10 protein-coding genes are annotated in these 9,141 nt (G+C 69.0%); 7 read left to right on the top strand and 3 right to left on the bottom strand.

Translation table 11 applies throughout. The features are described 5' to 3' along the window. Positions 1-64: 64 nt before the first annotated feature. On the top strand, positions 65-934 hold the full coding sequence (rsmA, locus tag ACFV9G_RS29165; protein ID WP_378732854.1) for a 16S rRNA (adenine(1518)-N(6)/adenine(1519)-N(6))-dimethyltransferase RsmA: 870 nt from the start codon (positions 65-67) through the stop codon (positions 932-934). After that, on the top strand, positions 931-1,833 hold the full coding sequence (locus tag ACFV9G_RS29160) for a 4-(cytidine 5'-diphospho)-2-C-methyl-D-erythritol kinase (RefSeq protein ID WP_378732852.1): 903 nt from the start codon (positions 931-933) through the stop codon (positions 1,831-1,833). The genes rsmA and ACFV9G_RS29160 overlap by 4 nt, the downstream gene beginning before the upstream one ends. Before the next feature lie 126 nt (positions 1,834-1,959). On the opposite strand, the gene ACFV9G_RS29155 is transcribed toward ACFV9G_RS29160, so the two are convergent. Further along, positions 1,960-2,772 carry an IclR family transcriptional regulator gene (locus tag ACFV9G_RS29155; RefSeq protein WP_378732850.1) on the bottom strand — a complete coding sequence of 271 codons (813 nt, stop codon included), beginning with the start codon at positions 2,770-2,772 and terminating at the stop codon, positions 1,960-1,962. A gap of 218 nt (positions 2,773-2,990) precedes the next feature. Then, a complete protein-coding gene (locus ACFV9G_RS29150) occupies positions 2,991-4,253 on the bottom strand; it encodes a TetR/AcrR family transcriptional regulator (RefSeq protein WP_378732848.1) in 1,263 nt (420 codons plus the stop codon). A gap of 95 nt (positions 4,254-4,348) precedes the next feature. Here ACFV9G_RS29150 and ACFV9G_RS29145 point away from each other — a divergent pair, with 95 nt between their 5' ends. Beyond that, complete coding sequence (locus ACFV9G_RS29145) at positions 4,349-6,154, top strand: ABC-F family ATP-binding cassette domain-containing protein (RefSeq protein ID WP_378732846.1); 1,806 nt, start codon at positions 4,349-4,351, stop codon at positions 6,152-6,154. A 153-nt stretch (positions 6,155-6,307) separates the two neighbouring features. Here the strand turns inward: ACFV9G_RS29145 and ACFV9G_RS29140 are convergent, their stop codons facing one another. Then, a complete protein-coding gene (locus tag ACFV9G_RS29140) occupies positions 6,308-6,796 on the bottom strand; it encodes a MarR family winged helix-turn-helix transcriptional regulator (RefSeq protein WP_378732844.1) in 489 nt (162 codons plus the stop codon). Positions 6,797-6,904: 108 nt separating this feature from the next. Between ACFV9G_RS29140 and ACFV9G_RS29135 the strand changes: the two genes are divergently transcribed. From ACFV9G_RS29135 to ACFV9G_RS29120, 4 genes are all read left to right on the top strand, one after another. Continuing rightward, complete coding sequence (locus tag ACFV9G_RS29135; protein ID WP_378732842.1) at positions 6,905-7,702, top strand: methyltransferase domain-containing protein; 798 nt, start codon at positions 6,905-6,907, stop codon at positions 7,700-7,702. Then, the gene (locus ACFV9G_RS29130) at positions 7,699-8,079 is read left to right on the top strand and encodes a VOC family protein (protein WP_378732840.1); all 381 of its coding nucleotides are present in this window, start codon (positions 7,699-7,701) and stop codon (positions 8,077-8,079) included. The genes ACFV9G_RS29135 and ACFV9G_RS29130 overlap by 4 nt, the downstream gene beginning before the upstream one ends. Positions 8,080-8,201: 122 nt before the next feature. After that, on the top strand, positions 8,202-8,495 hold the full coding sequence (locus tag ACFV9G_RS29125; RefSeq protein WP_378732838.1) for a metal-sensitive transcriptional regulator: 294 nt from the start codon (positions 8,202-8,204) through the stop codon (positions 8,493-8,495). 49 nt (positions 8,496-8,544) lie between these two features. Then, the gene (locus tag ACFV9G_RS29120; RefSeq protein ID WP_378732836.1) at positions 8,545-9,012 is read left to right on the top strand and encodes a hotdog fold domain-containing protein; all 468 of its coding nucleotides are present in this window, start codon (positions 8,545-8,547) and stop codon (positions 9,010-9,012) included. The last annotated feature ends 129 nt before the right edge of the window (positions 9,013-9,141 follow it).

Raw genomic sequence — 9,141 nt, 5'->3', positions numbered from 1 at the left:
CGCGGGGGGTTGTGGGCGGTGCCCGGCGCCCCCGACTCGGCACTCGTGGCCTACGCTGGGTGGCATGACCGACCGCACCCCGACGCGCCTGTTGGGGCCCGCGGAGGTCAGGGCGCTGGCCGCTGAGCTCGATCTTCGCCCCACCAAGCAGCGCGGGCAGAACTTCGTGATCGACGCCAACACCGTGCGCCGGATCGTGCGCGAGTCCGGCGTCGGCGCCGATGACGTCGTCGTCGAGGTCGGCCCCGGCCTCGGTTCGCTCACCCTCGCCATCCTCGAGACCGGCGCCAAGGTGACCGCGATCGAGATCGACGAGGTCCTGGCACAGCGGCTACCGAGAACTATCCAGGAGTACGCCCCCGACCAGGCCGACGCGTTCAGCCTGCTCCGCGCCGACGCCCTCCGGGTCGACTCCGTCCCCGGCCCTCCGCCCACGGCCCTGGTCGCCAACCTGCCCTACAACGTCTCCGTGCCGGTCCTGCTGCACCTGATGTCCCTGCTGCCCTCGCTGCGGCACGGGCTGGTGATGGTGCAGGCCGAGGTCGCGGACCGGTTGGCCGCCAAGCCGGGCTCCAAGGTCTACGGCGTCCCGTCGGTCAAGGCCGCCTGGTACGCCGAGGTGCGCCGCGCCGGTGCGATCGGCCGCAACGTCTTCTGGCCGGCGCCCAACGTCGACTCCGGGCTCGTCTACTGGCGTCACCGCGAGCCGCCGTCGACGACGGTCTCGCGCGAAGAGGTCTTCGCGGTCATCGACGCCGCCTTCGCGCAACGTCGCAAGGCGCTGCGCGGCGTACTCAAGCCTCTGGCCGGCTCTGCCGACGCCGCCGAGAAGGCGCTGGTGGCGGCCGGGATCGACCCGCTGGCGCGCGGCGAGACGCTGACCATCGCGGACTTCGTACGCATCACCGAATCGCTCCAGAAGGTCCCCTCATGACGATCACCGTCCGCGCCGCCGCGAAGTTCAACCTCCATCTCGGCGTCGGGCCGGTCCGTGCGGACGGGTTCCATCCGCTGGCGACCGTCTACCAGGCGATCGGGCTCTACGACGACGTCACCGTGAGCGAGGCCGCCGAGTGGCAGGTCACGCTCGCCGGAGAGGACCACATCGCGCTGGGTGAGATCCCGACCGGCGACGACAACATCGTCGTGCGCGCAGGCAAGGTGCTCGCCGCTCACCACGGCATCGACAAGGCCGCGAAGGTCGCGATCCACAAGGGCATCCCGGTCGCCGGCGGCCTCGCCGGTGGTTCGGCCGACGCGGCCGCGACGCTCGTCGCCCTGGACCGTCTGTGGTCGCTGGAGACACCCGACGAGGATCTGCTGAGCCTGGCGGGACAGCTGGGCTCCGACGTACCGTTCGCGCTCATCGGTGCCACCGCCATCGGCGGCGGCCGTGGCGAGATCGTCGAGCCGGTCACCGACAACGGCTCCTGGTGGTGGGTCGCGGTCGGCAACGAGCAGGGGCTGTCGACGCCGTCGGTCTACCGCGCCTTCGACGAGCTCGCCGGGACCGGCGTCGGCGACCCGCAGGTGCCCGAGAGCCTGCTCATGGCGCTGGAGAAGGGCGACGCCGACCTCCTCGCCGACGCGCTCGCCAACGACCTGCAGGCGCCGGCCCTGGCGCTACGCCCCGACCTCGCCCAGACCTTCGCGGACGGCGCCGAGGCAGGCGCTCTGGCCGTGCAGCTGTCCGGCTCTGGCCCGACGGTCCTGATGCTCTGCCGCGACGCCTCCCACGCCCGTGAGGTCGCCGGAGCGATGCAGGCCAAGGCGTACGACCGCGTCTGGACCGCCCCGGGCCCGGTCGCCGGTGCCCACGTGGTCACCTACTGACCCAACCCGCCGACGCGTTAGCCCGGTCGGCCGAGACGTCAGGTACGTCGGTCGAGACGTCAGCGCATGACTTCTCGACCGACGAAACCGACGCCTCGGCCGATGTAGGTGACGCCTCGACGGGCGTCAGGCGGCGCTGGAGACGACCTCGTCCGAGATCGCTGCGGCGGCACGGCGCAGGTGGCGGGTGATGCTGGCGGCGTTGAATCCGGCGGCACCTCCGGAGACGGAGACGGCGGCGATCGCACGGCCCTCGATCATGATCGGCACCGCGGCGCAGACGATGCCGAGCTGGGCCTCCTCGCGGTCGAAGGCGATGCGCTCGCTGTTGGCACGGCGGAGCTCGGCGAGGAACTTCGCCGGGTCGCCGTGCGAGTGGCGAGTGCGCCTCACCAGACCGGACTCGAGCACCGCCGCGATGTGGTTGCGGTCGCTGAACGAGAGGATCGCCTTGCCGAGCGCGGAGCAGGCGGCGGGAGCTCGCCCGCCGACGTACGTGTCCGGCTGGATGCCACCGCGTCCGGTGATCTTCTCCAGGATGACGATGTCGGTGCCCTCGAGGATGGCGAGGTGCACGGTCTTGCCGGTCGCTACGTAGAGCTCGGCCAGATGCGGCATCGCGGTCTCGCGGATGCCCTGCGGGCGGCAGATCTGGACCGCGTTGCCGAGCTCGAAGAGCCGCCGGCCGAGTACGTAGTGGCGGCCGATGCGCTCGACGTACCCGCTCTGCTCGAGGTGGCGCAGGAGGCGGAAGGCGGTCGACTTGGGAAGGCCCGCGGTGCGAGCGATCTCGCTGACACCGAGCTTCGGGCCGGCTCCGAGAAATGCCTCCAGGATCTGGAGGGCCTTCGTCGCAGACGGGGTCGCCGAGGAGGTCGTCCTCGCGGCACCTTCATGGTCGTGCTGACTAGCCAGGGTGGGGATAGCAGTGACGCTCATGGGGGGATCTCCTTAATGAGACGGAGGCACCACGAAGGGGGGATCTGGGGCCTCCAACTCTCTGTGACAGCAGTCACTGTAACGATCGTTCCGGAGGTTGTGGAGCAAATGTTGGATAAATCTCATTCCTGACCTGCGGAAATAGATGACACGGCATACAGTTCCATGCGTTTCCGCACGTTAGCCTCGTAAACCTTCTGTGGACCTACGGTAGTAGGTCAGTGGCTGATCTGTGTATGAAACGGCGTCGCCGTCACCAGTCGCGCCAGCAGGTCCGAGGTCGTGGCCGGTGGCATGTCGGCGCTGTCGAGCGCCTCGGCAAAGAGAAGTCCGTCTGCGATCACGAGCAGCAGCGCCGCCATCTCGTCGGCATGCGTGGGTCCGTCGTCGCCGAGGGCTCCACGGAACCATCCGGCGAAGTCGTCTCGCGACTGGCGGCGTACGGCAAGGAACCGGTCGCGGCCGGGAAGCGGCTCGGGCCGCGTCGGGAGCACCAGCATCAGGCCGATCCGCAGGAACGGGGGCAGCCGGTGCAGGCTGGCCACCAGTGGCCTCAGCAACAGAGGGAGCTCGGTGGAGCAGTCGCAGTCCGCGCTCGGCGGCTGCCAGGAGGACTGGGCGCTGCTCCAGGCGCGGTAGGAGTCGTCAACCGCGGCCGAGAACAGGTCGTCCTTGTTCGCGAAGTGCCAGTAGACCGAGGAGGCCGGCAGCTCCGCCGCGGCGCAGATCCGGCTGATCGAGGCGCCCTCGTAGCCGCTCTCCGCGGCTACCTCCAGCGCTGCCGCGACGAGCTTCTCGCGACTGCTGCTCCTGCCCTCGTACGTCACCGGCGGCAGGTCCACGGGCTCCGGGACGGCCGCCGGGTCCTGCTCCCGGAGATGGTCCGCGACCTCGGCCAGCCCGTCGGCGAGCCGTCGCCGGAGCGGGTCGAGCTCGGCGGGCTCGTCGGTCTGGGCGTGGACGAAGAGACCGTCGTGGGCGGCGAGCGTCAGCCGCGCGAGGGTCTCGATGTGTGGGGCCGGAAGGTCGACCGCCTCGGACCACCACCGCTCGAACTCGGCCATCGTCTGGGTGCGGATCTGGAGGAACCGCTCGCGCGGACCGTCGCCGACCGTCGGTCCGGACTCGAGGGCGAGCATCAGGCCCATCCGCCACCAGTCGGCCTTGGCGCCGTGGGTGTCCGACGTGGTGCGCCGTAGGTTTGCCAGCAGGCCCTTGCGCAGGTCGTTGCCGATCGGTGCCGGCTCCCACCGCGGCGCGACGTGGTGCCAGCGGGTGTAGCCGTGCTCGAGCGCCTCGGCGAGAAGCTGGTCCTTGTTGGAGAAGTGCCAGTAGAGCGAGGACGGCGGGAGACCGGTCGCGCGGCGGACCTGCGCCATCGTCGTGCCGACATAGCCGCGCTCGGCGGCCAGCCGCAGCGCTGCTTCGAGGATCATCTGACGCGAGCCATGGGTGTGCTCGCGGAGCGTCTTCTCGGCCATTGCACCGAGTCTAAGCAGGTCAGGGGCGCTTCGTCCGCCCGGTGTGCCGCTGGATGGCCGCCGCGATGCGGGTTGCCTCACCGCCCTCGGGGACAATGGGAGGCGATATGGCGAACCTCCTCAACCTCGAGCACGTCTCCAAGGCGTACGGCATCCGGCCCCTCCTCGACGACGTCTCCCTCGGCATCAACGCCGGCGAGCGGGTCGGCATCGTCGGCCGCAACGGCGACGGGAAGACGACGCTCCTGCAGGTGATGACCGGTCTCGAGGAGCCTGACTCCGGCCGCGTCTCGCGCCAGCGTGGCCTGCTCGTCGGGTTCCTGCACCAGGGTGACCAGCTCATCGACTCCCACAGCGTCCGCGAGGCGGTGCTCGGCGGGCGGTCCGACCACGAGTGGGCCGGCGTCCCGGCGCTGCGGGAGATCGTGGAGCAGCTCCTGGCCGGGATCGACCTCGACCGGGCGGTGATGGGGCTCTCCGGTGGTGAGCGTCGGCGCTGTGCCCTGGCCGAGCTGCTGCTCGGGGAGCACGACCTGATCGTCCTCGACGAGCCCACCAACCACCTCGACGTCGAAGCCGTGGCCTGGCTCGCCTCACACCTGGCCGCGCGCTCGTCCGCTCTCGTCGTGGTCACCCACGACCGCTGGTTCCTCGACGCGGTGTGCCAGTTCACCTGGGAGGTCCACGACGGTCAGGTCGACGCCTACGAGGGTGGCTACGCCGCCTTCGTGCTCGCCAAGGCCGAACGGTCCCGTCAGGCCGCCGCCACCGAGGTACGTCGCCAGAACCTGGTCCGCAAGGAGCTGGCCTGGCTGCGCCGCGGCGCCCCGGCGCGTACGTCCAAGCCGAAGTTCCGCATCGACGCCGCCAACCAGCTCATCGAGGACGTACCTCCGCCGCGGGACCGCTTCGAGCTGCAGAAGTTCGCTGCTCAGCGGCTCGGCAAGGACGTCATCGACGTCGAGGACGTCGACCTCTTCCGTGGCGAGCGACAGCTGCTGTCGCACGCGACCTGGCGCATCGGTCCGGGAGACCGGATCGGCATCGTCGGCGTCAACGGCGCCGGCAAGACCTCGGTGCTGTCGCTCCTGGACGGCTCCCTCCCGCCTGCGGTGGGGAAGGTACGCCACGGCCGCACCATCGCTCTACAGCACCTGACCCAGCAGCTCGACGACCTCGATCCGGAGGCGCGGGTCCTCCCGACTGTCGAGTCGATCAAGCGCGTCACCAAGACGACCGACGGCCAGGAGCTCTCGGCGACCTCGATGCTGGAGCGCTTCGGGTTCACCGGCGACAAGCTGGTCACCCGGATCGGCGACCTCTCCGGCGGCGAGCGCCGCCGCTTCCAGCTGCTGCGCCTGCTGCTCACCGAGCCCAACGTACTGCTGCTCGACGAGCCGACCAACGACCTCGACATCGAGACGCTCAACGTCCTCGAGGACTTCCTCGACGCCTGGCCCGGCACCCTGATCGTCGTCTCCCACGACCGCTATTTCCTCGAGCGGGTCACCGACTCCGTCTGGGCCCTTCTCGGCGATGGCCAGATCTCCATGCTCCCGCGCGGTGTCGACGAGTATCTCGAGCGCCGTCTCCCGATCCCTGCCCAGGCGTCGGCCCCGCGGGCCGAGGCGTCGCTCGCGTCGGCCGAGACGGCATCTGCGAGCCCGTCGAAGGCAAAGGCCGGCTCTGCCGAGGAGCGAGCGGCGAGGAAGATCGTCGCCAGGATCGACAAGCAGCTCGAGCGGATCGCCGAGCAGCAGCAGAAGCTCGAGCTCGCGATGGCCGAGGCGGTCAACGACTACACCCGGCTCGCCGAGCTCAGTGCAGAGCTGAACCAGCTCGCCGCGGAGAAGGACGACCTCGAGCTGGAGTGGCTCGAGGCGGCCGAGATCCTGGAGTAGCTGGTCCGCAACCCTGCCGAGTCGGCGCGTTGTGACGAGATCCGGCGCCGAGTCGGCGCGTCATGACGAGCCGACTCGGCGAGGATTTCGGTCAGGACGGGCCGACTCGGCGAGGATTTCGGTCAGGATGAGCCGACTCGGCGGGGTTCTTGGTCAGGATGAGAAGGGGACCAGCAGGCGGCGCAGCAGATCGGTGAGGTGGCTCTGCTGGTCGTCGGAGAGGCTGTCGAGGAACTCCCGCTCGGCCGCGAGCAGGGCCTCGAAGGCGCTGTCGACGGTCGCCTTGCCGTCGGGGGTGAGGCGAACGAGGACACCGCGGCGGTCCGCCGGATCCGGCAGCCGCTCGACCAGGCCACGCGAGGTGAGCCGGTCGACGCGGTTGGTCATGGTCCCGCTGGTCACCAGGGTCTCGCGCAGCAGCCTGCCGGGGGAGAGCTCATAGGGGTCGCCCGCTCGGCGGAGGGCGGCGAGCACGTCGAACTCCCATGACTCGATCCCGGAGCCCGAGAACGCGTCGCGACGAGCGAGGTCGAGGTGACGCGAGAGGCGGGAGAGACGCGAGAAGATCTCGACGGGACCCAGGTCCAGGTCGGGCCGCTCGTGTGCCCAGGCCTCGCTCAGGTCGTCGACTTCGTCGCGCATGGCGAGAGCCTAGCCCAAGATCGCCTCATCGAGAATCTTGACATCGAGACAAGTCGGCGAGACGATCTGATTATCTTGACGTCAAGAGAAATCGAGAGGACGTACGCCATGACCGCATGGGATCCCGAGCGCTACCTGACCTACTCCGACGAGCGAGGTCGGCCCTTCGTCGATCTCCTTCGCCGGGTCGGGGTGGACCGTCCGAAGACGGTGGTCGACCTCGGTTGCGGTCCCGGCAACCTGACCGCCCTCGCTGCCGGCCGCTGGCCGGAGGCCAGGGTCGTCGGCCTCGACTCCAGTGCGCCGATGATCGACAAGGCACGCGCGACCGTCGACGGCGTGGACTTCGCGGTGGCGGACCTTCGCGACTGGGCCGACTCGGTAGTGCCGGGATCGGTCGACGTACTCCTCTCCAATGCCACCCTCCAGTGGGTTCCTGGCCACCTGGACCTGATCCCGATGCTCGCCGCCGCGGTCGGGAAGGGCGGCTGGTTCGCCTTCCAGGTCCCGGGCAACTTCGATGAGCCCAGTCACAGGCTCCGCGAGGAGCTGGCCGCCGAGGAGCCCTACGCCGAGCACACCCGTCACCTCGAGGCGCCCGGGTCGCACGACCCGGCCGACTACTACGACGTGCTGGCGAGGGAGGGCTTCGAGGTCGATGCCTGGGAGACGACGTACCTGCACGTGCTGAGGGGCGAGGACCCGGTCTTCACCTGGATCGCCGGAACGAGCCTGCGTCCCACGGCTGCGGCGCTCGAGAAGGCGGGTCTCTTCGAGCCGTTCGCCGAGGAGCTCAAGAACCGTCTGGCACAGGCTTATCCCGTAAGAAACGATTCGGTAGGAAACAGTTTCGTCCTGCTCCCGTTCCGCCGCGTCTTCGTGGTCGCCCGCAGACTGGAGGCATGATGCGGATTCATCACGTGCAGGTCGGCATGCCCGCCGGCCACGAGGACGAGGCCCGGACCTTCTACGCCGATGGCCTCGGGCTGTCCGAGGTGCCGAAGCCGGCCGAGCTGGCCAAGCGCGGTGGCGCCTGGTTCCGCTCGCCGGGCGGCGCGGAGATCCACCTCGGCGTCGAGGACCCGCACCGACCGCAGGCCAAGGCCCATCCTGCTCTGGCGGTCGAGACCGAGGCGGACCTGGAGGCCATGGGTGCGAGGTTGGCGGGCCTGGGCTTCGACGTCGACTGGAGCCAGCGTCACAACGCCGACGGATTCCAGCGCTTCCATGTCCGCGATCCGTTCGGCAACCGTGTCGAGATCGTGTGGGAGACGGGCGACTAGCACGAACTTCGGCCCCATGTAGGCGAAAACCGGAATCAACCAGAAAGAACCGTAACGCCGACTGGTCTGGACCGTTGTCCCCCGGGGGATACAACAACGAGCCAGGAATGATGCCAGAAACGATGGAAGGCAACACTTTGACCGACGACGTGACCGTCCCCCAACCTCGGGACGCGGAGACGACGAGCGTGGTCAATCGAGTCCGCCGGGCTCAGGGCCAGCTCGGTGGCGTGCTCCGCATGATCGAAGACGGCCGTGAGCTCGCCGATGTGGTCGGCCAGCTCAAGGCAGTGACCAGGGCCCTCGACAAGGCGGCCTTCGCGCTGCTCTCCAACGAGCTGCGCCGCGCGCACGCCGACGGAGACCGCCCGGAGCAGATCGAGGAGCTCGAGAAGGTCTTCCTCTCCCTCTCCTGATCTCGGGCCAGGAGAGGGGAGGAGGTTACCCTCGGGTAACCTGACCAGCATGAGCCAGCTCTACGACCTCTGGAAGTCCTTCAACCGTGTCCCCGTTGTCGGCAAGAGAGCATTCTCGGTCGCCTTCTCGAAGAAGGCGCCCTACTTCGGGTCGATCCACCCGCTGGTCAACCAGCTGCGGCCCAACTATGCAGAGGTCATCGTGCCCAACCGCAAGGGCAACCACAACCACATCGGGACCGTGCACGCCATCGCGCTGTGCAACGGTCTCGAGATGGCGATGGGTGCCCTTGCGGAGGTCACCATCCCGCGCGACAAGCGCTGGATCCCCAAGGGGATGACCGTCTCCTACACGGCCAAGGCCTCCACCGACATCACCTGCATCGCGGAGACCGATCAGGAGCAGTGGGACACCGCCGACGGTGACCTCGCGGTGCGCGTCAAGGGCATCCGCGAGGACGGCACCGTGGCCATCGAGGGCACGATCAACCTCTGGGTGACCCCGAAGAAGAAGTAAGAGCTGGTGCGCAACGGCCCGCTGCCCCCAGAAGGGGCCGCGGGCCGGTGGTCGGTACAGATTATAAGGCGCAGTGTCATATAAAAAAAAACGCGCCCACCAGAACGTGTGTCAACGCGTATGCCCGCA

Origin of the sequence: Nocardioides sp. NPDC059952 (assembly GCF_042730435.1) — a bacterium.
Taxonomy (GTDB): Bacteria; Actinomycetota; Actinomycetes; order Propionibacteriales; family Nocardioidaceae; genus Nocardioides.
The sequence above is the reverse complement of the archived record's forward strand: the minus strand, read 5'-3'. Positions and strand labels throughout refer to the sequence as shown.

What these genes read in the sequence shown, in the direction of transcription:
- ACFV9G_RS29160 (WP_378732852.1), top strand. Translation starts at nt 931, where the DNA reads ATGACGATCACCGTCCGCGCCGCCGCGAAGTTCAACCTCCATCTCGGC.
- ACFV9G_RS29155 (WP_378732850.1), bottom strand. Translation starts at nt 2,772, where the DNA reads ATGAGCGTCACTGCTATCCCCACCCTGGCTAGTCAGCACGACCATGAA.
- ACFV9G_RS29135 (WP_378732842.1), top strand. Translation starts at nt 6,905, where the DNA reads ATGACCGCATGGGATCCCGAGCGCTACCTGACCTACTCCGACGAGCGA.
- ACFV9G_RS29130 (WP_378732840.1), top strand. Translation starts at nt 7,699, where the DNA reads ATGATGCGGATTCATCACGTGCAGGTCGGCATGCCCGCCGGCCACGAG.
- ACFV9G_RS29140 (WP_378732844.1), bottom strand. Translation starts at nt 6,796, where the DNA reads ATGCGCGACGAAGTCGACGACCTGAGCGAGGCCTGGGCACACGAGCGG.
- ACFV9G_RS29145 (WP_378732846.1), top strand. Translation starts at nt 4,349, where the DNA reads ATGGGAGGCGATATGGCGAACCTCCTCAACCTCGAGCACGTCTCCAAG.
- ACFV9G_RS29125 (WP_378732838.1), top strand. Translation starts at nt 8,202, where the DNA reads ATGGAAGGCAACACTTTGACCGACGACGTGACCGTCCCCCAACCTCGG.
- rsmA (WP_378732854.1), top strand. Translation starts at nt 65, where the DNA reads ATGACCGACCGCACCCCGACGCGCCTGTTGGGGCCCGCGGAGGTCAGG.
- ACFV9G_RS29150 (WP_378732848.1), bottom strand. Translation starts at nt 4,253, where the DNA reads ATGGCCGAGAAGACGCTCCGCGAGCACACCCATGGCTCGCGTCAGATG.
- ACFV9G_RS29120 (WP_378732836.1), top strand. Translation starts at nt 8,545, where the DNA reads ATGAGCCAGCTCTACGACCTCTGGAAGTCCTTCAACCGTGTCCCCGTT.